Raw genomic sequence first — 22,270 nt, 5'->3', positions numbered from 1 at the left:
CCAACCTGCGAAAGTGAGTACCCCATGAGCATCCCGCTCGCACTGCGCGCCGAGCGCTGCCTCCCCGACGACGGCTACACCGGCATTCTCGTGGGCCGTGTCTGGCGCCCCGAACTCGCGGGCCCCTCCGTGGTGGCGATCCGCGAGGGCGGAATCCATGACCTGAGCGCCGAGTTCCCCACCATGAGCAGCCTGCTCGATCTGCCCGAGCCGGCCCGCGCCGTGCGCGAGGCCACCGGCGAGCGCATCGCGAGTCTCGATGAACTGCTGGCCAACGGCGACGAGTCGACGCGCGATGCGGCCCGGCCCTTTCTGCTCGCCCCCTGCGACCTGCAGGTGGTCAAGGCAGCCGGCGTCACCTTTGCCAGCAGCATGCTGGAGCGCGTGATCGAGGAGCAGGCCGCCGGCGACGCCCAACGCGCCGAATCCGTGCGCGCGCGCGTGGTGGCGCAGATAGGCACCGACCTGTCAGCGGTGAAGCCAGGCTCGCCGCAGGCCACGGCGCTGAAGCAGGTTCTGCAGCAGCAAGGCCTCTGGTCGCAGTACCTGGAGGTGGGCATCGGCCCCGATGCCGAAGTGTTCAGCAAGGCGCCGGTGCTGTCGGCCGTGGGCACGGGCGCCGACATCGGTGTCCGCTCAGACTCATCCTGGAACAACCCCGAACCCGAGGTGGTGCTGGCGGTCGACAGCCGCGGTCGCATCGTCGGCGCAACGCTGGGCAATGACGTGAACCTGCGTGATCTGGAGGGCCGCAGTGCCCTGCTGCTGAGCAAGGCCAAGGACAACAACGCATCGTGCGCGATCGGCCCTTTCATCCGCCTCTTCGACCGGAGTTTCGGCCTGGCCGACGTCCGCAAGGAAGTGGTGAACCTGCGGGTCGACGGCCCGGAAGGCTTCGCGCTGGACGGCATCAACTCCATGCAGTTCATCAGCCGCGAGCCGCAGGACCTCGTCGACCAGGCCATCGCCGCGCACCAGTATCCCGACGGCTTCATGTTGTTCCTGGGCACCCTCTTCGCCCCGACGCAGGACCGCGACCATCCGGGCGGCGGCTTCACGCACAAGGTGGGCGATCGCGTCAGCATCCGCAGCGCGCGGCTCGGCGAGTTGTGCAACCGGGTGCGCCACTGCGAGGATATTGCGCCCTGGACCTTCGGCCTGCGCGCTCTCATCGCCAACCTCTCAGGCCGCGGTCTGCTGGCGACGGGAAGGCTGTAAATGGCCACCGCTTCGAACGCCGGCATGCCTCGCGCCGTCGCGACGCTGCAAACCATCCGCTTGCATGTCGATGACAACGTCGTCATTGCCCGGCGCCAGCTCATCTCCGGCACGCGGCTGGCCGAAGAGGGCGTGACGGTCTCGGGAATGATCCCGACCGGGCACAAGCTCGCCGTACGCGACATCGCCATCGGCGAGCCGGTGCGCCGCTATGGGCAGATCATCGGCTTCGCCTCGCAGGCGATCCGCGCGGGGCAGCACGTGCACGTGCACAACCTCGCGATGGGCTCGTTCGACCGTGATGCGGCCGCGGTGGCCTGCCTCGACGCGAAGCCGATCGTGCCGGCGGAGCAGCCGGCGCAGTTCATGGGCATCGTCCGCGCCGATGGACGCGTCGCCACGCGCAACTACATCGGCATCCTGACCTCTGTGAACTGCTCGGCCACGGTGGCGCGTGCCATCGCCGACCAGTTTCGCCGCGACGTGCGGCCGCAGGCGCTGGCGGATTACCCGAATATCGATGGCGTGGTAGCGCTGACCCACGGCGCTGGCTGCGCGGTCGATGCCGACGGCGAAGGCCTGCGCGTGCTGCGCCGCACACTGGCGGGCTATGCGCTGCATCCCAACTTCGCGGCGGTGCTGGTGATCGGCCTCGGCTGTGAGACGAATCAGATCGCCGGATGGATCGAGGCGCAGGGCTTGCAGCCGAGCGCGTCCCTGAAGACCTTCACCATCCAGGAAAGCGGCGGGACCGCGCTCGCCGTGCAGCGCGGGGTGGACGCGGTGCGCGGGCTGCTGCCCGACGCCAACCGTGCCGAACGGCAGCCGATGGCCGCCAGCCACCTGATGGTGGGGCTGCAATGCGGCGGCTCCGACAGCTATTCCGGCATGACCGCCAACCCCGCCTTGGGCGCAGCGATGGACCGGCTGGTGCGCCACGGCGGCACCGCCATCCTGTCGGAAACGCCGGAGATCTACGGCGCCGAGCACCTGCTGACGCGACGCGCGCAAAGCCGCGCCGTGGCCGGCAAGCTGCTGGACCGCATCCGCTGGTGGGAGCGTTACTGCGAGCGCATGGGCGCAGACATGAACAACAACCCCTCCGCCGGCAACAAGGCCGGCGGGCTGACGACAATCCTCGAGAAGTCGCTGGGCGCCGTCGCCAAAGGCGGCAGCAGCAACCTGGTGGACGTGGTGGAGTACGCGCAGCCCGTGCCCGCGGGCGGCCTGGTCTTCATGGATACGCCCGGCTACGACCCGGTGAGCGCGACCGGCCAGGTGGCCGGCGGCGCCAACCTGATCTGCTTCACCACCGGCCGTGGCTCGGCGTACGGCTGCGCACCCGCGCCGTCCATGAAGCTGGCGACCAACACCGCGCTCTGGCAGCGCCAGTCTGCCGACATGGACATCAACTGCGGCGGCATCGTCGATGGGGAGGTGTCGGTGGATGCGATGGGCGAGCAGATCTTCCAGCAGATCCTGCGGATCGCGTCGGGCGAGAAGACCAAGAGCGAGCTGCACGGCTATGGCCAGAACGAGTTCGTGCCCTGGCAACTGGGCGCGATCACCTGAAAGAAGCCCTAGGGAAGGTCTGCAAAACGGGCCCAAGCCTTGCATGATCTGAAGCCATGATTTCCAAACGTGTGACGCCTCCAAATCAGCTCGGCCTCGGCCTGAACCTGTCCACCAAGAAGACGCGCAAGCGCGAGTTTCTCGAGGAGATGGATCGGGTGGTGCCCTGGGGCGCGTTGGTACAGGTCGTCGAGCCGCATGCGCCGCGAGCAAAGACCGGACGCCCGCCGTTTGCGATCGAGACGATGCTGCGCATTCACTATCTTCAACAGTGGTTCGGTCTGAGCGACCCAGCCATGGAAGAGGCGCTGCACGACGTGCCGCTGTACCGGGAGTTTGCGGGCCTGGGCGATGGCGTGAGCCGCCTGCCCGACGAGACCACCATCCTTCGGTTTCGCCATCTGCTGGAGGCTCACGACCTGGCTACCGACATGCTGCGCGTGGTCAACGACATCCTGCAAGCCAAGGGCCTGCTGCTGCGCACGGGGACCGTGGTGGACGCCACGTTGATCTCGGCGCCGAGCTCGACCAAGAACGCCGAAGGTGAGCGCGATCTGGAAATGCATCAGGTTAAGAAAGGCAACCAGTGGTTCTTCGGGATGAGATGTGGTCGACCACATCTCATGCCTAATGTGGCGTTGGTCCATATGTGGCGCCCGGCGGCATCCCCCTCGGGAGGCCGGTCGCTGAGCTCCACATAAATTCCGGTCACAGCGATCTTAGGAACTCCATGATGTGCGGCTGGGAATGCCACGGCTTGCTTGGCTTCTGCGCCGCAGAGATCTCGCACTTCGCAAGCGCTCGCGCCTTGCCCTCGAGGTCGATTTCGGCGTAGACGTTGGTCGTGTCGAGTGATGCATGTCCGAGCCAGGCTCGCACGGTATTGATGTCGACGCCCGCATTGAGCAGATGCGAGGCCGTGGAGTGGCGAATGGAGTGCGGGCTGATTCTCTTCGTCGCGAGAGAGGGCATGAGGTCCTTGGCTCTCGCAGCGGTGCGCTCGACCAATGCGTGAACGCCGAACCGCGTCGTCGGCTGGCCACACCGGTTGAGGAAGACGTGCTCCTGCCGGGAGCGTTCGCCCACGAGCGCGCGTAACTCCCGCACCGTCGCTGGCCACAGTGGGCATTGGCGGCGTTTACGCCCCTTGCCGAGAATGTCCACGCTCGCCTGATCAAGATGCAGGTCCCCGACGATCAGCTCCGATGCCTCGCTGGCGCGCGCCCCCGTGTTGTAGAGGAATAGGAGCAGCGCGTAGTCTCGACGGCCTTGTTCCGTGCGCCGGTTCGGACAGGCCAGCAGCGCGTCGATTTCCGCCTTGCCGAGGTATGACACTGCGGCATGGGTCCCCTTCTTGTAGGGCACGCAGCGAACCTGTGCACACCAGGCGATGTGTTCGGGGCTGTGTTCACCGACGAATCGGGCCAAGGCGTGAATGGCCGCCAGGCGCTGATTGCGCGTGGCGATACCACAGCCTCGGTGAGTCTCGACGTCACTGAGGAACTCCCGCACCAACTGCGGCGACACATCGACCACCGCCAGTCGATCCACGGCCTTATGCAGGCGCCCCGACACGAAGGGCAGCAGCTGGCACATCGTGTCTCGGTAGCTGAGCTGCGTGTTCGCAGCCAGATTGCGCTCGCTGACCAGGTGCTCCAGCAGGAATCGGCGAATCCACGGACCCAGCGTGCTGGTCTCACGCATGGCTGGTCTCCCCGAGGAAGAATTGCTCGAAGCGCGCGCTGGCCTGCTGCAGCAACTCGGGGGTCATGCTCAGATAGCACTGCGTGCCGCTGATGTGCACGTGGCCCAGGTACGTCGCCAACTGAGGCAGCATGCGCTGCACGTCGACTCCTTCGCGATACCACCGCACAAGACGCGTCACGGCCGCCGTATGGCGTAGGTCATGCAAGCGGGGTTGGTATCGAGCGCCATCATGTCGACACACCTTGGCCTGCGATCGCATCTGACTGAAGGCTTGCTCGGCGCCCGACCGCGAGACTCGATCACCTCGAGATGTCAGCAGGAATGGCGCGTCGGGATCCAGCGGCGAACGCTTGTAACGCCGCTTCACGTGCTCGCGCAAGACCTGCGTCAGGTCGGTGCCTATGGGCACGAGTCGTGTCTTGTAGAACTTGGACCCGCGCACGTGAAGGACACAATCGTCCAAGTCGACGTCGGCCAGGTTCAGGTTCAGCGCTTCGCTGATGCGCAGTCCTGTTGCGTACAGCAACAGGAGCAGAGTTCGGCTGGTGGGCGCATCGATTCTGCGGTGAGCACGGCCAGCGGCTGCCTGCAGGAGTCGCCTGATCTCATCCTCCGAATAAATGTAGGGAGTAAACGTCTGGGGACACCTCGGCTCTGAGGTGGGCAGCGGCACGCTGGAGACGTACCCGCGGGCGAGACAGAAGCGGTAGAAGCCGGTAAGGGTTCCGAACTTGCAGTGCCAGGACCGCGTCATCGGCCCGTTGCCATCAAGGAAGGCGCGCACCGACGTCGGCCCGATCCGGTCGACTTCGATGCCTCCCATACTCTTGCTGAATGCCTTCAGCATGCGCGCCTGGGTCACGAAGCGCATCCCCAGAGATTGCTTGTAGCCCACGTAGGTCGCGACGGCTTGCTCGGTCTTCATAGCAGTCCCTCCAGACTGAACTCGGCAACCTGACGCAGGCCAGCAAGATCCACCTTGGCGTAGGTGCGCGTGGCGGAGGAACTGCGGTGGCCGAGATGATCGCCAATCTGCTTGAGGGACAGGCCTTCGGCCACAAGGTGAGCTGCACAGGCATGGCGCAAAGCGTGAGGTCCCAGTCGGGGACAGCGGATCTCCAGCGCCTGAATGCGTGGCGCCACCGCGTAGCGCAGGCTATGTGGCGCTAGCGGCCCTAACGGTGCTCTGAGCGTCAAGAACAGCTTGCGCGATGCGCACCGCGGTCGCACCTCGCGCACATAGCGAAGGATCGCATTGCCGACCTCAGTGGCCAGCGGGTAATCGTGCTTGCAGCGCTGCTTGGGACGTGTGACGTGAAGGATGTCGCGCTCCCAGTCGATGTCATCCAAAGTTAGCGCGACGACCTCACTGCTCCGCAGGCCATAGACTCCAAGGAGCATCAGGACGGCTCGGTCGCGGATATCCCTGGGTCGATCCGTGTCGGTGCTCGCGATCAGCCGCTGAACGTCGTCCCAACACGGACCGGCAGGCAGCGCCTCTTGCCTGAACAGGCGTGGGCCCTCGATCCCGGCGACAAAGCTCTTTGCGCAACGACCCGTTGCGGCCATGTGCGCGTAGAAGGACCGCAATGCAGTGGCTGCTGTCGCGATGGACGCCCGGCACCACCCCCGTGCACCCCGCATCGACAGGAACGCATCCACATGCTCCAAGGTAGCCATGTTGGCGCCACTGTGTTGGTCATCGAGCCACGTCAGAAATGCCCGAACATGCCAGCAGCGGTTGTTGACAGTCTTCGGCGACAGGCCACGCTCTCGCTGCATGTGCAGCGCAAACTCGTCCACGAAATCAGTGCCCGCCCCCGGCTTCGAAGACGGTAACTGCAGACGCCCCATGAATCGTAGCCAGTCGGTGGCCACTTGCACGAATCTCTGGCGCCTATCGGGTGAGATGCTGCGGCCGCGTCGTCGGTGATGCCGGACCCAACGATCGGCAACCGAGGCGACCTCCTCGGGCGCCACGCTCCTCGTACCGCTGACGTCTAGGCGCTGCGCGACGACCAGGAGCTCGCTGGCCAGGTTGGCAACCGAGTCCCTCGTCGCACCGGACGCGGCGAAGTGTGCAACAAAGCAGTCTCGCTCCTCGGCTGCCGGTCCATCGAGGTGCCGGGCCAGAACGCGCGAATACCGAAACAGAGTCTCGAGCATGATCGGATCCCCTTGTGAACTGAGGGGACCCGACGCTACGCCGCCGTTGAATTTATGTGGTGCTCAGCGACCGGCCTCCCGAGGGGGATGCCGCCGGGCGCCACATATGAACCGACACCACATTAGGGATGAAAGCTCATATTGGCGTGGATGCCACCTCGGGCATGGTCCACACGGTGGTGGGCACCGCAGCCAATGTGAGTGACATCAACGTCGCCGGCGCGTTGCTGCATGGCGAGGAGCATGCTGCCTTCGGAGATGCGGGCTACCAGGGCGTGCACAACCGCACAGAGGCTTCTGGGCCGACCTGGCATGTAGCGATGCGTCCGGGCAAGCGCAGGATGCTCAACCCGTTCATCGAGCCAGAGTTCGTGGCCGAGCGTGTGGAGAAGATGAAGGCCAGCATTCGAGCCAAGGTCGAGCACCCGTTCCGGGTCATCAAGCAGCAGTTCGGCTTCACAAAGGTGCGCTACCGAGGGCTGGCCAAGAACACGGCGCAGATCGTCACGCTGTTCGCGCTGTCGAACCTGTGGATGGCCCGACGGCGTTTGATCGGAATCGAGGGGTGAGTGCGTCTGCGAGGCCCGAATCGGGCTCGCCTGGCCTCCGCGAGGGCTACGCCGCATAGCAAACCGATGCCAAGTCTGCTCCATCGAGATGTTCGGATGCATTGGCATCGACCTATTCATTCAATCGTGAGCACAGCGCGTGTTCTGCAGACCGTCCCTAGAGGAAGCGAGTCAGACTTGATTGCGTTTGAATGCTTCCTTGCGCTCGTGTCGCTCAGCGTCGAACGACTTGCTAAGCGTCGCGGAAAGTTCTTCCCTGCGCATCTCTTTCCCGCATTCCTGGCACATCGGACCCAATCCCGGATCCTTTCCGCACGGAACGTGCGTGTAGCGAATGGCCACCTCTTGCTTCCTGGACTTGCACCAAGTCTCACCCCACGCGCGAAATGCCAGAAATACGGGGTAAAACCCGATGCCCATCTCGGTGAGGTAGTACTCGTTCCGCAGCGGCCTTGTGTTGTACGGCCGGCGTTCGATCATTCCGTCTGATTCGAGTTTCTTCAGCCGACCCGCCAGCATCTGTGGCGTGGCCTGTATCTGCGCCTGAATCTCCTCGAAGCGATGGCTCCCGAGGAACAACTCGCGCAGCACCAGAACTGTCCAGCGGTCGCCGACGATCTTCTGAGCCAACGCGACCGGGCAGAGGGTGTCCTGTGCCACCGATGGCGACGCACTTCTAGCCATTTTCTTCCTCACATTTCATGTGGCTATGATAATCATAGGTATAGTTGTCGTGTTCGCGAGAGGGCCTACCAACCAGTCGCGAGCCGCGGAATCAGCTGATGCACCGCGAATAGAGGCTACTGATACAGAAAGGTTTTCAATATGTCTGAAGCTACAAAGCTAAATCTTGCCGCAATCGCCGACCGCTACGCTGCGGCATGGCTCTCGCACGATCCCCAAGCCATTGTCGCGCTACATGCGCCTGACTCGACCTTTCAGGCGCATGGTCGTAGCGGAGAGGTCAAGGGCAAGGCTGCGCTGCTCAAAGAGTTCGCCGGGGTGTTTGAGCTCTATCCCAATTTCGGCGTCGAGATACGCCGCCTTCTTCTTGGCGACAAGCACTGGACACTCGATTGGGATCTAACGTTCCAACCGCCCGGAAAAGAGCCCAGAAAGTTCCATGCGCTCGATGTCGTGGAAGTGGATGGCGCTGGACTTGTCACAAGGAAAGATACCTTCTTCGATTTTGCTCAAGTCAAAGCAGCACTCGAAGCGAAATGAGGGTAAAAACATGACGAACGCAAAAACCTCCACCGCCGCTCCCGTGACACCGCTGTTCGATCGACCATTGATCAACGCGCTGCCGGTCGAGCATCTATGCGATCTCAGCATCGACCTGGAGCTCGGCCAGGTGATCAAGACCCATCTCGGCACCCGCTTGACCTTCGTGGTCAAGGGCGGACGCTTCGAAGGCCCCCGCTTCCGAGGCGAAATGCTGCCGGGCGGCGGCGATTGGGTCCACCTCGGTGCTGACGGGATCAGCCGCATGGATGTTCGCGCCACCTTGCGCACCCATGATGGCGTTCTCATTCACTATGACTCGCAAGGCCTCCTCAGGTACCCGGCGGATGGCCGTCAGCGTCTGGCCAAGGGCGAGCGGCTGTCCTTTGATGAAACATACATCCGTCCAACGCCTAGGTTTGAGACGTCCGACGAGCGCTACTCCTGGCTTTCCGGAATGGTCACCGTCGGCTACGGCGAATACGGCCCTGGCCGCATCGATCATCGGATGTATTGCATCCTGTGACATGACCTGCGCAGAGCGCGAAGAGCAGTGCTGCGCAGGGCCCAGTCTCAAGCTTCGCTCCCGCATAGGGATAAGTCTTGGCCCATGTTAGCCGCGATGCGCGCGCTTGAGCAAGCAGCTGCAGCGTTCGCGGCCAATAAGCAATACGGTCCGTATCTGATCCGGCTAATTGAGATCGAAACCGCGCTTCGGGAGAACTTTCATGCCTGACACCCAATACCTGTTGCTGTTCATCGCCACCGGCTGGCTGTTGAACCTCACGCCCGGGCCGGACGTGCTGTACATCGTCACGAATTCGCTAAGGTCCGGAACTCAGGCCGGTTTGGTGGCGGGGCTTGGCATCACAGCCGGTGGCTTTGTGCACATCTTCGCGGCCGCGCTGGGCGTGAGTGCGCTGCTGTCGACGTCCGCGACCGCCTTCGCCACGCTGAAGTGGATTGGCGCAGCGTACCTGCTGTGGGTCGGCGCCAAACTGCTGCTAGCCAGAGCACCGCGGGCTACTGCGGAGATGATCGCCCTGGCGCAGGCGCGGCCGGCCACTAGCCTGGCGGGTGTGCTCCTCGGGGGCTTCTGGACCAACGTGCTAAACCCTAAGGTGGCGATCTTTTTCCTGGCCTTTGTGCCGCAATTCATTGCACCGGATGCGCCCAACAAGGCATGGACCTTCGTGCTGTTGGGCACCTTGTTCAAACTCAACTCCCTCCCGTTCAACTGCGGCTGGGCGCTGGCTGCCGGCTGGATGGCCCACTGCGGCGCCGTGCAGCGCGGCCTGCATTGGCTGGACCGCCTGGCGGGCGTCATGTTCGCCGGATTCGGCATTAAGCTGGCCCTGACCGAAATTGCTCCTCGTTAACCGCCGTCCAAAAAAGCGTTCGAACCCAGGCATCCATCTGCGTTCTTTTAGCGCTCACCAGTCAAGGTCTCGCGAACGGCCACCATCATGTTGGCCAAATCCTCATAGGAGGCATCCTGACGATCACCTGCGTGCAGTTTGCGCGCGAGCTCCTCGATGGAGGCCAGCTGTGCGAGCGCATTGCTGAAGGCATCCGAGCGCGACCGACGGAGCATCTGCATTTCGTCGATGCGCATCTCGCGGTCGACACGTTGGACCATGAAAGCATATCGCAAGCATCGCAGGCGGCTGCGGGCGTAGGCGAAGTAGCGCGCATCGGGCTTCTCGCACAACGCGTCGTCGCAGGAGAGCAGCATGTCGAAAGCGCCCAGTTCCGACGAGGCCAGAGCAAAAGCAGCCGATGTATCCGCACCGGAGCTCCACGTGTGCACTGTCAGTCAATCTATTGAGCCGCGTGATGGAATAATGACGGCGCTCCTTACTCGTTTCTACCGACTCGACGTAAGAACAGCCGACATAGACTGCCCCGTCCTCAATTTCTGGGGGTCACCATGCACAATACCCATTGGTCAACAAACCGCGTGTTCGTCTGCGAGCGTGCCGCCGCATGGAGCAGCATCAACACGCGGTACTTTGGGCGTCTGAAGGTGTCCAGCCTGGATGAAGAGCCGCTCGATGCATCACTCGATAGTTACGAAGTCGGCGCCCTGCGCATGTTCAGCATTACCGCGCCGGCCCACCACGTGGCGCGCGACAACACTTGCGGTGAGCTCCCGACGGACGAGTTCTACAAGCTGGTGCTGCAGGTCTCCGGCAGCGGCATCGTCGAGCAACAGCAGCGCCGCGTGGAGCTTTCGCCGGGGCAGTGGATCCTTTACGACCCCCGCGCGCCGTACTCGATCACCAACAGGGAGCGCTGCACGCTGCTGGTGACTCAGGTGCCGCGTGTGCTTCTTTCAGGGCTGAAGCTGTCCGGCCCCCTGGCGGGCCAGACTGGCCACGACAATGTGGCAGGCCTGCATGGCGTATTCGGCACCTACCTGCGCGCGCTGAGTGAGCAATTGCCCGGCCTGCCAGACGGCGTCGGCCAGGCGATCAGCGAGTCTGTCATGGGGCTTCTCGGCTCAACTCTGGCCGAGAGCTTCCGACGGATCGGCGAGCCGGTGCCCCTGCCTTCTGTTCTGAAGCTGCGTGCGCGGCAGTACATTCACGCCCACCTTTGTGAGCCAGACCTGAGCATCCAGGGCATCGCCGATGCGTTGCGTTGTTCCAAGCGCTACCTGCACCGGGTCTTCGAAGACGATCCGATGGGCCTGGAGCGGCAAATCTGGAATGCGAGGCTCGAGCGCTGCCATGCAGCACTCATGCACGAGTGCAACGGTGGCCGATCCGCTGCGCAAATCGCCTACGCGTGGGGGTTCAAGAGCAGCGCCCACTTCTGCCGCCTCTTCAAGCAGCAATACGGCATGACACCGGGCGAATGCCAGCGCCTGGCCCTCGCTTCACGTCGCACTGCGGTTCTACAGTAAGCGACGCTCCCGCAGCGCGCCGCGAATCGAACCATCGACACGCCGGTTTTGGATGGTGACCCGCCCGCCATCGGGCTCTGGTTGCGCCATCGCCAGCGACCGTCGTCAGGTGCAGGTGAGACGGGCGAGCGCCTTACCCGCGCCGGCCACCGCGGGCAACTTCTGCTTCACGCAGGCCGGATCCTGCGCCGTGTACGCATAGGGAATGCCAACCGGGAAGGCGGCAGTCGTGATCCAGTCGGTGGCGTCGCGCGACGGAGAGGACCCGCTGGCCACCCAGGTGATGCCGAAGACGCTGAAGTCGGCCGGGGTTTTGATGTTGTTGTTGCGCAGTTCCCAGTAGCCGATGGCCGAGCTGTCGCGCGAGGTCACGGGGTTCTGCGAATTCTCGAAGTAGTTGCTTTCGATCAGCGAGAAGCCGCCCATGCGGATGTTGGCGCCCGTCGTGATCACGCCGCTGTACAGGTTGTTGTAGAGGTGGGTGTAGCCGCCGCGCTGCAGCGGTAGGCGCGAGCCGAGGTTCTCGTAGACGTTGTGGTGGAAGGTGATGAAGCGATCGCTGGAATCGGTGTCGCTCGAGCCGATGAGGCCGACCTTGTGGTGATCGTGGATGTAGTTGTAGGAGTAGGTGAGGTGGTGCGCGCCGGCCTTGTTGTCGAGCAGGCCGTCGAACTCCAGGTCGCCCGCGCCCGAGCACTCCTTCAGGCTGCTGAACAGCGTGTTGTGGTCTATCCAGATGTAGCCCGGGAACTTGCCCCCCTGGCCCTCGATGCCAATCGCATCGATCGAACCTGGCAGCAGGCCGATCGTCATGTTGCGGATGACGATGTTCGTGGCATCCGCCTTGATGGCCAGCCCGAAGTTGGCCGATGAGCCATCGACGCCCTCGATGGTGACGTTGCTCTTGTCCTTGATCTCGACGATGGCGCCAGCGGGCAACTTCCACTGCGTGCAGGCGTCGGTGATGCTGGCGAAGTCGAACGTTCCGTTGTAGCGGATCACGAGCCCGCCGTTGCCGGTGTAGGCGTTGATGGCGGCCTGCATCTGCGCCGCGGTCGAGACCGTCACCGCCGCGACGTTGCCGCCGCCTGTGACCTGGCCGGCGAAGCCGCCGCTATCGCTGGTCGTGGCCGGTGCCGCTGCCGCTGCCGGCGCAGGCGCAGGCGCAGGAGCAGGTGCCGGAGCAGGAGCAGGTGCCGGAGCAGGAGCAGGAGCAGGAGCAGGAGCAGGAGCAGGTGCCGGAGCAGGAGCAGGAGCAGGCGCCGGTGCCGGCGCAGGTGCAGGTGCAGGTGCAGGTGCAGGTGCAGGTGCAGGTGCAGGTGCAGGTGCAGGTGCAGGCGCAGGCGCAGGTGCAGGTGCGGGTGCGGGTGCGGGTGCGGGTGCGGGTGCGGGTGCGGGCGCTGGCGCTGGCGCTGGCGCTGGCGCAGATGCAGGTGCTGGTGCAGGCGCAGATGCAGATGGAGGCGCCGGTGCCGGTGCCGGTGCCAGTGCAGGCGCCTGGGCCACCGATGGCGAGCCCGACTCGCCGCCGCCGCAGGCCACCAGCAGGAGCGATGTCAACAGAGCACCCGCAGCGCGCGAACGGTGCAGTCTCTGGTTTGTTTGCTTCATTTTTCTCATGAGGTTGTTTTTGTGTCGATGCCCCGGCATTGAAGGACGAATTGTCCGAACCGGGAGCAACACCGATACGCACGCTGCGTGCCGGAGTTGCGATTCGATCTCTTCTCTCCAATGTGAGCGCACTTTGTCGGAAGTGACCGAGATTCCCGCGCACAAGGCAGTTAACTCGACATCAGGATGACAATATTTGTTCTAGTTGTGACGGTTGTTGGATCCTGAGGGTCGGCGCGTAACGCTTGCCTGATATCAAGCGCAGGCAGCGTGCGCGATGCACCAATCTGAGAGCGTGCGCCGAAGGAACAGAGCGTGAAGCAATGGCTCTCGGTAGGCGAGGATGCCCTTGCACGATCCTTCAACAACGACCGCGGCGCTGGGATGCGGTCCGCCCTGCCAACTGAGCTGCCTGGCTGTGAGCGTCCGCGCGCGTTCGTTGAGCCGCCGTTTTGCGTATCCCGCCTCGATGCATCAGGACTCCGCCGTAAAGCCGATGATCTTGATCAATCGGCGCCACTCTTCGGTATCGGCCTTGATGAGGTTTGCCAAGTCCTGTGGGGTACTGGATCTCGCAGTCATGCCGACGGCGCCCAGCGCAGCGACCACTTCTTCCTGCGCCAGGATTGGTTGAAGGTAGGCAGCTGCGCGGCGCACGATATGTTGCGGGGTCCTTCCCGGAAGGAACAAGCCAAACGATTCCGTTGCTGTGATCGGATATCCCTGCTCACGGTATGTCGGCACGTCACGCACGAACGCGTTTCGCCCGTTCCCTGAGACAGCAATGAGACGAAGCCTGCCGCTTTTGAGGTGCGGCAGGAAGCTCCCCACCGTCGATGAATAGGCGGACACTTGGCCACCCATCAGATCCTGCAATCCCGGGGCGTCTCCGCGATATCCGATGTGGGTCAACTCCGTGTTTGAAAGCTTCGACAGCAGGATGCCAAGCAGATGGGGCGTGGAACCCGCGGCTGGCGATCCAAAGTTGGCGTTGCCCGGATTTGCCTTGCACCACGCGATGTAGTCATTGATCCCGCGCACGCTGGGAGGCACCGCCGCCCCCACGGCGAACCCGAATGCGAACGAGCAAACTGATGAGACCGGCGCCACGTCCTCTATGGCGTAGGGGAGCTTGCGGTAGGTAAAGGGATAGATGGAAAACGGCGCGGTGGGCGACAACAGCAAGGTTCTTCCATCCGGCGCACTGTCCTTAAGCGCTGAGATGGAGATCTGCATCGCCGCGCCCGGCTTGTTGTCCACCACAACAGTATTCGCGTAGTCGCCTCGCATCTTTTCGGCCAATCGCCGAGCAACCGTATCCGTAGGTCCGCCGGGCGGAAAGCCGACCAGTATCTTTGCGAGCTCAATGCTCTGCGAATGCGCGTAGCGCAACGGGGCAGCGGTCAATGCTGCGATCCCGGCGAGCTGGCTTGTGAATTTCCGGCGTGTAGGCATCTCTCGGTCTCGTGGTGGTTGGTGTGTTGTCGTTGGTGATCCGGGCGGCTCGAGAACGGATCTCTCGTTCAGGCCAGATAGCTCGCTTGCAGAATTTCAGGCGATTCGCGCAGCGTTTGCGCCGGGCCGCGCCAAGCGACTCTGCCCCTTTGCAGGACGACGGCGCGTTGAGCGAGCCTCAGCGCCAGTGTGGTGAACTGCTCGATCAGCAGTACGCCAACACCGTCCGCCGCGACGCTCTGCACGACGTCGGCCAGTCGCTTCACAACCAAAGGGGCGAGACCGAGTGACAGTTCATCGACCACCAGGACGCGAGGCCGCGCCAGGAGCGCCTGCGCCATGCAGACCATCTGCTTCTGCCCTCCGGAAAGAGAACGCCCGAGGTGTTCGAGCCTGGGCGCCAGCTCGGGAAAGGTCATCAGCACGCGCTCGATCGCCGTCTCGACTTCGTTGGCGGGGAGCACCAGGGCCGCCGCACGCAGGTTGTCGTGGACGGACAGGCTGCCGAGCACGTGATGGCCTTCGGGCACGATGGCGAGCCCGGCCCGGCGCACCGCGTCGGGCGCAAGGCCGTCCAGGGCCACGTCGCCCATGCGGACCTGCCCCTGCGATCGCGCGATGGCGCCGGCCAGCGCGAGCACGATGCTCGACTTGCCAGCGCCGTTGGGACCGAGCAGCGCGACGATCTCGCCGGGTGCGACGTCGAGATCGACACCATGGACGACGGATTTGGCGCCGCGGGAAATGTGGAGCTGACGGACTTCGAGCATGGGTCAGCTTCCGAGATAGGCTTGGCGCACCACGGGGTCGTCAAGCACGGCGCGCGTCGGTCCCAGCGCAAGCCTCTTGCCGAAGTCGAGCACCAGCGTCTGCGTGCACAGGTTGGCGATCAGGTCCACGTCATGGTCGATCAGAAGTACCTGGGCGCCGAACTGTTCGGGGATGGCGGCTATCGCATCGCGAAGCACGCGCGATTCGCGCTCGTCCAGTCCCGCGCCTGGCTCGTCGAAGAGAATGAGTCGGGGCTTGCCCACCAGCGCCTTCGCCACTTCGACCATGCGGCGCCGGAACTGGTCCAACTCACCCCCGAGCGTGGCGGCGCAGTCCAGCAGGCCTGTGTGCTCCAGAGCGCGGTGGACCTGCCGCTGGGCGTCCCCGAGCGCGTGCGGCACGTGATCGAGCATGGCCTGCACGTTGTCCCACGTGCTGAGGTCTTCCACCACCTGCTCGGTCTGGAACGACCGACGCAGGCCGAGCCGCACGCGCCGCGCCGTGTCCAAACCCAGAAGCGATGTGCCGGCAATACACACCTCACCAGCCTTGGCACGGACAAAGCCGCTGAGAACATTGACCAAGGTCGTTTTTCCGGCGCCGTTGGGGCCGATCAGACCGCACACCGGCGCCTCCAACACGGCGTCCAGTCCATCGATGACTGTGACGGCCCCGAACGCGACGGTCAGGCCGCGAATGTCGATCATGCGCCGCTCCATCGTGCGCGCGTGCGGGCGATTGCCGCCATCCATTGGCCGACAAGTCCGCGCGGCGCAGTGATGAGCGCATGCAGAAGCGCCGCGCCAAAGAAGATCATGGCGAGGTAGCCGTTTACTCCCAGGTCGACCAGCAGCGACGGTACGGCTCGCAGGAGCAGCCCGGCGACCAGCGCGCCGGCCCAGTGATAGGCGCCGCCGATCAGCGTGAGCGCGAAGAGCATCACCGACTCGCTGGCCGCGAATGCGCGGCCGTCAAGCTGGCCCACTGCGCCCGCCAGCAGGGCGCCGGCCACGCCGGCGCAGACGCCCGCGAGACCGAAGGCCCAGGTCTGGTAGAGCAGCACATTGACTCCCGCACCCTCGGCCGCCGCCTCGCCTCGGCGGATCAGCGCCCAGGACCGGCCGGCGCGCGTGCGGCGATGCAGTTCGATGATGGCGAGCATCGCCGCCAGCCACGCGGCGACGTAGGCCAGGTAGGCGCCCTCGTCCTGCGCCAACGCAGGCCGTGGCATTACCAACCTTTCGCTGCCAGTGATGCGTCCAAGCCAGCCTGGGCCGCCATCGGGAAAGCCCGTCGCGCTGATCACCACCTGGAACCCTCCTGCGAGCATCAGCGTCACCAAGGCCAGGTAAAGGCCTTTCAAGCGCAGGGCCGGCAATCCGGCGAGCATTCCGAGGACACCGGCAGACAGCCCGCCTGCAAGCACGCAGGCTTCAAACGGCCACTGAAGCCCATGGCCGACACGCAGCGCCACCCAGCCTCCCGCACCCAGCAGGGCGTACTGGCACAAGCTCACCAATCCCAGTTGGCCGTAGAGCAAGGAAACGCCTGCGGCGGCGATGGCCAGTGCCAGGGAGGAGGTCAGCGTCTTGATCCAGTAGGCGTTCGCGACCCACGGCAGCAGCGCGCCCAAGGCCAGGACGATAAGCACCATGCGTGCAAGGCTGAGGCGGGCGGCACGCCGCTCACGCCGGACGGAGTCAGGAGTCATGCTTTGCGGGATGCGTCGCGCCACAGAACGATGGCGGCGAGCGCGATGAGAAAGGGGGTGGCCGCCCTGAATGGCGAGAATCCCGGCAGCAGGACGGCGACCGCCTCCAGGATTCCGATGGCCAGGCCAGCGGCGGCTGTCGCAGGTAGGGAAGAGAGGCGGCCGATGATGGCGGCGGCGAACGCGGGGATCACCAGAAAGGTCAGCACCGTCGCCTGCAGCCGCACGATGTTGGCCAGCAGCAGGCCGCACACGCCTGCGAAAGCGCCTGAAATCACCCAGGCCGCGGTATCGACTTGGAGCACCCGAATGCCGAGGATGGCGCTCAGTCCGCGCTGGTCGGCCAACGCACGCATCGCCAGGCCGATGCGGGTCCGCGCGAGCAGCAGGCCCACGGCGGTCATCATCGAGACGGCCAGCGCCAAGCCGACCACGCGCGTGTAGGTCAGGCGCACTTCGGCCAGCTCGATGGCATGGCTGTCCGTCGGGAGCACCAACCTGCGTGGCTGCTCTCCCCAAAACCATTCGGTGAAACCGAGCAGCACGAGCGCGAGGCCCAGCGTGCCGATCGATCGCACCGTGGGGTCGCTTGTGGCCAGGCGCGGAGCGAGCAGGCGTCCGTAGGCGAACGAGATCGCAATGGCGGTGAAGACGGCGGCAAGGGCGGCAAGCGCGAGCGGCCACCCGCGATCCAATGCCGACCACGCCACATAGGCTGCGACCGCACCGAGTGCGCCGAACGCGAAGTTCAGCACACCCGAAGAGCGGTACAGGACGACAAGGCCCACGCCGGACATTGCGTACACCGCGCCGACGCCGAGGCCAGAGACCAGGAATGGCAGCATTTCAGACATAGCGGCCCCGGGGGGTTAAAGGCCCAGCTGCTTTTCCTGCGCGCGCACGTCAGCCAGTTCAGGGTCCGCGGCCATCAGGCAGCCGTTGCTCACCTGCTTGAAGCCGCTGCCGCTCACCTGGGCGATGGGACCGCTGCTGTTCGCGTTGTGGCGTGCGCCCGCGCCGACATAGAACGGGCGACACAGGATGTCGCTCTGGAAGCCCTTCACATCGCGCAGCGCGGCACTGGCAGAGGCGCGATCGATCTTTTTCGGATCGAGCTTGAGCAGGGCCTCGGTCGCGATGCGGGCTGCCAGATAGCCCGCCTGCGCGAAGGAGTCACGCGGGTCGTTCCTGCCACCGAAGGTCTCCATGGTCGCCTTCCAGTTCATGTTGTCCTTGCCGGCGGATTCGACGGGCATGAACTCCAGGTGGATGTCGAAGTTGCCACTCCACGCTGGGCCGATCGTCTTCGGCACGTCGAAGTTGTAGGCGGGCGTGCTGCTGACGAAGTGGATCTTCTTGGCGAGACCCTGCTGCTCGGCCGCTGCGAGCATCGGCACCATGATGCCCTTGGGCACGTTCAGGATGATGACCTCCGGCTTCTTGGCGGCAGCCTGCAGCATCGTGGAGGTGGAGTCAGGCGATCCTGGATCGATGGTGATCACGTCGACCTCGACACCGTTGGCCTTGCCCCAATCCTTCGCGCCGTCGCAGGCCCAGTTGCCCAGGCTCGGTATGTTCGGAATGACGCAAACCATCCGCTTGGCTTTGTATTGCTGCACGGCGTGCATCGCGACCACTGTGGCGGACACGCGTGGTCCGGTATTTACCGGAACGTAGTTCTTCGCAAAGAAGCACTCGCGAGGCACGCCGACCCCGGCGATCACCATGACGTCCTCCTGGGCGTACATCTTGGCGTTGACGCCGCACTCGACGAAGCTGGAGCTGCCCACCATCGCGACCACCTTGCGGTCCTTCACGAGCTTGGCTGCGACCTGGGCGGACACCTCGGGATTCCATTGGTCATCGGCGATCGTGAACTCAATCGGACGACCGTTGATGCCGCCGTTGGCATTGACGCACTTGAAGTACGCCTGGGCCGCCAGCGCCGAGGCGCTGAAGTCGTCGGGCCCGGTCTTGCCGACCACGGCGCCGATCGCGATCGGCTCGCCCGTCGCAGCCTTGCCGTTGTTCAGCCCGCAAACGGGCTTGCCTTGCGCCATTGCGCTGCTGCCTGCCACGAAGGCCGCGGCAACGAGGATTCGCTGAAAAGTTTGCTTCATGTGATCTCCCCGGTTTGAACGGCGCGTTCCTGTCTTCCTCATGGTTGTCCCCTTGGTTGTAGATGGGTCGGTGCGTCAGACCGCCATGCAGACGCTTTTCTGTTCGGTATAGGACTCGACCGCAGCGCGACCGAGGTCGCGGCCGAAGCCGCTTTGCTTGTAGCCACCGAAGGGCAGGTTGGCGTCGAGCAGGTTGTGGGTGTTGACCCAGACCGTTCCCGCCTTGATGCGTGGGACGATCCGGTGCACGGCCGACAGGTCGTTCGACCACACGCTGGCCGCCAAGCCGAAGGGGGTGTCATTGGCCTGGCGGATGGCGTCCTCCACGTCGTCGAAGGGCATGGCGACGAGCACAGGGCCAAAGATCTCTTCACGCACGACCTGCATGCCGGGATTCACGTCCACGAGCACGGTGGGCTGGATGAAGCAGCCCGCATCGCGCGCGCGTTCACCGCCGGTCAGAGCCGTGGCTCCGTCGCGGCGTGCGCCATCAATGAAACCCATGACCCGGTCGAAGTGCCGGCGCGACACGACCGGCCCCAGCTGTGCGGTGGCATCGAACCCGGAGCCGATGCGCATTCCCTCTGCCTGGCGTGCCACCTCGTTCACGACCTGGTCGAACAGGGTGCGGTGAACATACAGCCGCGAACTCGCGGCGCAGACCTGACCCTGGTGGAAAAAGATGCCCATGGCGGCGCCTGCGGCAGCTGCGACAGGATCGGCATCCGGCAACACGATCATGGGGGACTTGCCGCCCAGCTCCAACGTGAAACGTGCCATGCGGTCGACCGCGGCGTGACCGATGGCGCGCCCGGTCGGCGTGCTGCCGGTAAAGCTGATCTTGTCGACGCCGGGGTGCGCGCACAAGGCCGCGCCGGCCGTGCTTCCGCCGCAGACCACGTTCAGCGCACCGGCGGGGATGCCTGCCTCCAGCGCGAGTGCGGCCAGGCGCAGCGCGGTCAACGGCGTTTCAGGCGATGGCTTGAGCACCACCGTGCAACCCGCCGCCAGCGCCGGAGCGATCTTCCACAGGGCGATGGCCAGGGGGAAGTTCCATGGCACCACCGCGCCGACCACGCCCACCGGTTCGCGCTGCGTGTAGGTGTGGTAGCGAGCGTCCGGAGGAAACGCAATCGAAGGCTGCAACGTGCTGCCTTCGAGCTTGGTGGCCCAGCCGGCCATGTAGCGCACGAACTCGGCGGAAAAGCCCACGTCGATCATTCGCGCGACGCCCTGCAGCTTGCCGCTTTGCAGGGTCTCTATGGCGCTCAGTTCGTCCGCGTGGTCTTCGATCAGCTGCGAAAGGCGAAACAGCGCGCGCTCGCGATCGGCCGGCCGCATGCGTGACCAGGCCGAGTCCTCCAGTGCCCTGCGCGCCGCGGCGACAGCGGCATCCACATCGCCCTGGTCGCTGTCGGGCGTGTCGGCCACGATCATTTCCGAAGCTGGATCGACGACATCGATGCGCTTGCCGCTGCGGGATTCGCGGAACTCGCCGTCAATGAAATTGCCGAAGCTGCGCCGCGAGAGGAAGCCGATGCGTGCCAGCTCCTGTTGGGAAAGGTCTTTGGGGTTCATGGTGCGGGTTGGTTGGGGGAAGAAGAAAGTTCGCACCGCTTTAGCGGCCGAGCATGAACTCGGCACCGCGCTCGGCGATCATGATGGTGGGCGCATTGGTGTTGCCGCTGCAGATGGTGGGCATCACCGACGCATCGCACACACGCAGGCGGCCGACGCCGCGCACGCGGAGTTGGGAATCGACGACAGCCATCGGATCATTCCCCATCCGGCAGGTGCCCACGGGGTGGTAGACGGTCTTGGCGTACTGGCGCACGAACTGCTCAAGCTCGCTGTCGGGCATGTGCTCCTGAGGGCCCGGGTAGAGCTCTTCGGCGACGACCTTGCGCAGCGAGGGCATGCGCAGAATACGTCGTGCCAATTTGAGGCCGCGCACGAGCGTATCCACATCTTCCTGCTCCGACAGGAAGCCTCCATCGAACTGCGCCGGATCGAGGGCGTTCGCGCTGACGGCCCGCACGCGTCCGCGCGACTTCGGGCGCAGGAAACAGGGGTCGATCGAAATGCCGTGCACCTCCGGCATCGGGCGGTCCACGTCGCCCACCAGCACGGGCAGCACATGGAACTGCACATCTGGGCGCCCGGTACCGGCTGTGTCGACGAAGCCGCCGCTCTCCACCACGTTGGAGGTGAGAAGGCCTGTCTTGAACAGCTCCCACTGCACGCCGTGCTTCAACGCCGTGAGGCCCTTGTCCTGGCCGAGCAGGCTGATCGGTTCCTTGCAGCGGCCGTGCGCAATGATCTCCAAGTGGTCCTGGAAGTTCTCGCCTACGCCGGGCAGATCGCTTTGCACCGGGACGCCAAGCTGTCGGAGCAGTTCGCCGGGGCCGATACCGGACACCTGCAGCAGCTTCGGCGACGCGAGCGCACCAGCGCTCAGCACGACCTCGCGGTTGGCGAGCGCCTTCACGGTCCCGCCGCCATCGCGGCGGTACTCGACACCGGTCGCATTGCCGCTCTCTATGGTCACGCGCAGCACGTGGGCGCCGTTGACCACGGCGAGCTTTGCGTCGTCGAGAACCGCGGCGAGGTACGTCGCGGCCGTGCTGCCGCGCGAGCCGTCGATCGTCGTGGTTTGGTAGAAGCCCACGCCCCCCTGGGCGCCGCTGTTGAAATCAGCGTTGTACGGAAGGCCCGCCTCCTGCGCGGCCTTCACGAATGCCAGACTCAGAGGGTGCTGGTACTTCGTGTCGCTGACATGCAGTGGCCCGTCGGTACCATGCATCTCGCCGGAGAAGCGCATGTTGTTCTCGGCGCGCTTGAACGCGGGCAGAACATCCTTCCAGGCCCAGTCGTTGCAGCCTGCCTCAGCCCATCCATCGTAGTCGGCGGCCGCGCCGCGGATGTAGATCATCGCGTTGAGCGAACTGCCGCCACCGTTCATGCGTCCCTGCGGTACGTACATCTTGCGGCCGTTGGCGTGCGGCTGAGCGACGGTTTCGTAAACCCACGAACGCTCGGTCCCGATGACACGAACGAACGTCGCTGGCATCTTCACGAACTTGATCCTATCGGTCGGGCCTGCCTCGAGCAGAAGCACCGAATGACCCGCCTTGATGAGGCGGTGCGCGATCACACATCCGGCCGAGCCGGCGCCGACCACGATGTAGTCGACAACTTGAGTCTCCACGTCTGTCTCCGTACTTGCTTTACTGGGAAG

Annotated in this window: 20 protein-coding genes and 3 pseudogenes; 9 read left to right on the top strand and 14 right to left on the bottom strand. The window is 64.6% G+C overall.

What is annotated here, in order from left to right; translation table 11 throughout:
• Window positions 1-24: 24 nt before the first annotated feature.
• The 3 genes and pseudogenes from ACSQ89_RS36440 to ACSQ89_RS36430 all read left to right on the top strand — a co-directional run.
• Entirely contained in the window at window positions 25-1,218 is a 1,194-nt protein-coding gene (locus ACSQ89_RS36440) for a fumarylacetoacetate hydrolase family protein (protein ID WP_436297003.1), read from the top strand.
• Complete coding sequence (locus tag ACSQ89_RS36435; protein ID WP_436297002.1) at window positions 1,219-2,790, top strand: UxaA family hydrolase; 1,572 nt, start codon at window positions 1,219-1,221, stop codon at window positions 2,788-2,790.
• 56 nt (window positions 2,791-2,846) lie between these two features.
• Window positions 2,847-3,395 (top strand): annotated as a pseudogene (locus tag ACSQ89_RS36430) (IS5 family transposase); the annotation flags it as partial.
• Between the two features lie 103 nt (window positions 3,396-3,498).
• On the opposite strand, the gene ACSQ89_RS36425 reads toward ACSQ89_RS36430, so the two are convergent.
• Genes ACSQ89_RS36425 through ACSQ89_RS36415 form a run of 3 tightly spaced genes read right to left on the bottom strand, consistent with a single transcriptional unit; the run spans window position 3,499 to window position 6,663 of the window.
• Complete coding sequence (locus ACSQ89_RS36425; RefSeq protein WP_436296947.1) at window positions 3,499-4,494, bottom strand: tyrosine-type recombinase/integrase; 996 nt, start codon at window positions 4,492-4,494, stop codon at window positions 3,499-3,501.
• Window positions 4,487-5,422 carry a tyrosine-type recombinase/integrase gene (locus ACSQ89_RS36420; RefSeq protein WP_436296948.1) on the bottom strand — a complete coding sequence of 312 codons (936 nt, stop codon included), beginning with the start codon at window positions 5,420-5,422 and terminating at the stop codon, window positions 4,487-4,489. The genes ACSQ89_RS36425 and ACSQ89_RS36420 overlap by 8 nt, the downstream gene beginning before the upstream one ends.
• A complete protein-coding gene (locus tag ACSQ89_RS36415) occupies window positions 5,419-6,663 on the bottom strand; it encodes a tyrosine-type recombinase/integrase (protein WP_436296949.1) in 1,245 nt (414 codons plus the stop codon). The genes ACSQ89_RS36420 and ACSQ89_RS36415 overlap by 4 nt, the downstream gene beginning before the upstream one ends.
• 125 nt (window positions 6,664-6,788) lie before the next feature.
• Between ACSQ89_RS36415 and ACSQ89_RS36410 the strand changes: the two are divergent.
• Window positions 6,789-7,232, top strand: a pseudogene (locus ACSQ89_RS36410) (IS5 family transposase); the annotation flags it as partial.
• A gap of 171 nt (window positions 7,233-7,403) precedes the next feature.
• Here the strand turns inward: ACSQ89_RS36410 and ACSQ89_RS36405 are convergent.
• Window positions 7,404-7,862, bottom strand: a complete 459-nt coding sequence (locus ACSQ89_RS36405) for a winged helix-turn-helix transcriptional regulator (protein WP_436297001.1) — start codon at window positions 7,860-7,862, stop codon at window positions 7,404-7,406.
• 195 nt (window positions 7,863-8,057) lie between these two features.
• On the opposite strand from ACSQ89_RS36405, the gene ACSQ89_RS36400 reads away from it, so the two are divergent.
• The 3 genes from ACSQ89_RS36400 to ACSQ89_RS36390 all read left to right on the top strand — a co-directional run bounded on the left by ACSQ89_RS36400 (window position 8,058) and on the right by ACSQ89_RS36390 (window position 9,835).
• Complete coding sequence (locus ACSQ89_RS36400; RefSeq protein WP_436297000.1) at window positions 8,058-8,456, top strand: nuclear transport factor 2 family protein; 399 nt, start codon at window positions 8,058-8,060, stop codon at window positions 8,454-8,456.
• 10 nt (window positions 8,457-8,466) lie between these two features.
• On the top strand, window positions 8,467-8,982 hold the full coding sequence (locus ACSQ89_RS36395; RefSeq protein WP_436296999.1) for a DUF3237 domain-containing protein: 516 nt from the start codon (window positions 8,467-8,469) through the stop codon (window positions 8,980-8,982).
• Window positions 8,983-9,184: 202 nt separating this feature from the next.
• Window positions 9,185-9,835 carry a LysE family translocator gene (locus ACSQ89_RS36390; protein WP_436296998.1) on the top strand — a complete coding sequence of 217 codons (651 nt, stop codon included), beginning with the start codon at window positions 9,185-9,187 and terminating at the stop codon, window positions 9,833-9,835.
• A gap of 284 nt (window positions 9,836-10,119) precedes the next feature.
• Here ACSQ89_RS36390 and ACSQ89_RS36385 read toward each other — a convergent pair.
• Window positions 10,120-10,206, bottom strand: a pseudogene (locus tag ACSQ89_RS36385) (HAD family hydrolase); the annotation flags it as partial.
• Window positions 10,207-10,386: 180 nt separating this feature from the next.
• Between ACSQ89_RS36385 and ACSQ89_RS36380 the strand changes: the two are divergent.
• Entirely contained in the window at window positions 10,387-11,364 is a 978-nt protein-coding gene (locus ACSQ89_RS36380; protein WP_436296997.1) for a helix-turn-helix domain-containing protein, read from the top strand.
• Between the two features lie 105 nt (window positions 11,365-11,469).
• On the opposite strand, the gene ACSQ89_RS36375 is transcribed toward ACSQ89_RS36380, so the two are convergent.
• On the bottom strand, window positions 11,470-12,432 hold the full coding sequence (locus tag ACSQ89_RS36375; protein ID WP_436296996.1) for a pectate lyase family protein: 963 nt from the start codon (window positions 12,430-12,432) through the stop codon (window positions 11,470-11,472).
• A 65-nt stretch (window positions 12,433-12,497) separates the two neighbouring features.
• Between ACSQ89_RS36375 and ACSQ89_RS36370 the strand changes: the two genes are divergently transcribed.
• Window positions 12,498-12,986, top strand: coding sequence for a hypothetical protein (locus ACSQ89_RS36370; protein ID WP_436296995.1), 489 nt, complete (start codon window positions 12,498-12,500; stop codon window positions 12,984-12,986).
• A gap of 463 nt (window positions 12,987-13,449) precedes the next feature.
• Here ACSQ89_RS36370 and ACSQ89_RS36365 read toward each other — a convergent pair whose 3' ends face one another.
• From ACSQ89_RS36365 to ACSQ89_RS36330, 8 genes are all read right to left on the bottom strand, one after another.
• Complete coding sequence (locus tag ACSQ89_RS36365) at window positions 13,450-14,430, bottom strand: tripartite tricarboxylate transporter substrate-binding protein (RefSeq protein WP_436296994.1); 981 nt, start codon at window positions 14,428-14,430, stop codon at window positions 13,450-13,452.
• A gap of 68 nt (window positions 14,431-14,498) precedes the next feature.
• Complete coding sequence (locus ACSQ89_RS36360) at window positions 14,499-15,200, bottom strand: ABC transporter ATP-binding protein (RefSeq protein ID WP_436296993.1); 702 nt, start codon at window positions 15,198-15,200, stop codon at window positions 14,499-14,501.
• A 3-nt stretch (window positions 15,201-15,203) separates the two neighbouring features.
• A complete protein-coding gene (locus ACSQ89_RS36355; RefSeq protein ID WP_436296992.1) occupies window positions 15,204-15,908 on the bottom strand; it encodes an ABC transporter ATP-binding protein in 705 nt (234 codons plus the stop codon).
• A complete protein-coding gene (locus tag ACSQ89_RS36350; RefSeq protein ID WP_436297282.1) occupies window positions 15,905-16,912 on the bottom strand; it encodes a branched-chain amino acid ABC transporter permease in 1,008 nt (335 codons plus the stop codon). The genes ACSQ89_RS36355 and ACSQ89_RS36350 overlap by 4 nt, the downstream gene beginning before the upstream one ends.
• Entirely contained in the window at window positions 16,909-17,766 is an 858-nt protein-coding gene (locus tag ACSQ89_RS36345) for a branched-chain amino acid ABC transporter permease (protein ID WP_436296991.1), read from the bottom strand. The genes ACSQ89_RS36350 and ACSQ89_RS36345 overlap by 4 nt, the downstream gene beginning before the upstream one ends.
• A 15-nt stretch (window positions 17,767-17,781) precedes the next feature.
• Window positions 17,782-19,032: an ABC transporter substrate-binding protein gene (locus ACSQ89_RS36340; RefSeq protein WP_436296990.1), complete on the bottom strand. Its 1,251-nt coding sequence runs from the start codon at window positions 19,030-19,032 to the stop codon at window positions 17,782-17,784.
• Window positions 19,033-19,107: 75 nt separating this feature from the next.
• On the bottom strand, window positions 19,108-20,610 hold the full coding sequence (locus tag ACSQ89_RS36335) for an aldehyde dehydrogenase family protein (RefSeq protein WP_436296989.1): 1,503 nt from the start codon (window positions 20,608-20,610) through the stop codon (window positions 19,108-19,110).
• A gap of 40 nt (window positions 20,611-20,650) precedes the next feature.
• Entirely contained in the window at window positions 20,651-22,240 is a 1,590-nt protein-coding gene (locus tag ACSQ89_RS36330; protein WP_436296988.1) for a GMC family oxidoreductase, read from the bottom strand.
• Window positions 22,241-22,270 lie beyond the last annotated feature (30 nt).

Origin of the sequence: Variovorax sp. LjRoot175 (genome assembly GCF_964253805.1) — a bacterium.
Taxonomy (GTDB): Bacteria; Pseudomonadota; Gammaproteobacteria; order Burkholderiales; family Burkholderiaceae_C; genus Variovorax.
The sequence above is the reverse complement of the archived record's forward strand: the minus strand, read 5'-3'. Positions and strand labels throughout refer to the sequence as shown.

Excerpts from the sequence above, each read along its gene's own strand:
- ACSQ89_RS36435 (WP_436297002.1), top strand. The coding sequence starts at position 1,219 with ATGGCCACCGCTTCGAACGCCGGCATGCCTCGCGCCGTCGCGACGCTG.
- ACSQ89_RS36425 (WP_436296947.1), bottom strand. The coding sequence starts at position 4,494 with ATGCGTGAGACCAGCACGCTGGGTCCGTGGATTCGCCGATTCCTGCTG.
- ACSQ89_RS36400 (WP_436297000.1), top strand. The coding sequence starts at position 8,058 with ATGTCTGAAGCTACAAAGCTAAATCTTGCCGCAATCGCCGACCGCTAC.
- ACSQ89_RS36335 (WP_436296989.1), bottom strand. The coding sequence starts at position 20,610 with ATGAACCCCAAAGACCTTTCCCAACAGGAGCTGGCACGCATCGGCTTC.
- ACSQ89_RS36355 (WP_436296992.1), bottom strand. The coding sequence starts at position 15,908 with ATGATCGACATTCGCGGCCTGACCGTCGCGTTCGGGGCCGTCACAGTC.
- ACSQ89_RS36340 (WP_436296990.1), bottom strand. The coding sequence starts at position 19,032 with ATGAAGCAAACTTTTCAGCGAATCCTCGTTGCCGCGGCCTTCGTGGCA.
- ACSQ89_RS36350 (WP_436297282.1), bottom strand. The coding sequence starts at position 16,912 with ATGACTCCTGACTCCGTCCGGCGTGAGCGGCGTGCCGCCCGCCTCAGC.
- ACSQ89_RS36360 (WP_436296993.1), bottom strand. The coding sequence starts at position 15,200 with ATGCTCGAAGTCCGTCAGCTCCACATTTCCCGCGGCGCCAAATCCGTC.
- ACSQ89_RS36380 (WP_436296997.1), top strand. The coding sequence starts at position 10,387 with ATGCACAATACCCATTGGTCAACAAACCGCGTGTTCGTCTGCGAGCGT.
- ACSQ89_RS36395 (WP_436296999.1), top strand. The coding sequence starts at position 8,467 with ATGACGAACGCAAAAACCTCCACCGCCGCTCCCGTGACACCGCTGTTC.
- ACSQ89_RS36440 (WP_436297003.1), top strand. The coding sequence starts at position 25 with ATGAGCATCCCGCTCGCACTGCGCGCCGAGCGCTGCCTCCCCGACGAC.
- ACSQ89_RS36390 (WP_436296998.1), top strand. The coding sequence starts at position 9,185 with ATGCCTGACACCCAATACCTGTTGCTGTTCATCGCCACCGGCTGGCTG.
- ACSQ89_RS36365 (WP_436296994.1), bottom strand. The coding sequence starts at position 14,430 with ATGCCTACACGCCGGAAATTCACAAGCCAGCTCGCCGGGATCGCAGCA.
- ACSQ89_RS36345 (WP_436296991.1), bottom strand. The coding sequence starts at position 17,766 with ATGTCTGAAATGCTGCCATTCCTGGTCTCTGGCCTCGGCGTCGGCGCG.
- ACSQ89_RS36420 (WP_436296948.1), bottom strand. The coding sequence starts at position 5,422 with ATGAAGACCGAGCAAGCCGTCGCGACCTACGTGGGCTACAAGCAATCT.
- ACSQ89_RS36415 (WP_436296949.1), bottom strand. The coding sequence starts at position 6,663 with ATGCTCGAGACTCTGTTTCGGTATTCGCGCGTTCTGGCCCGGCACCTC.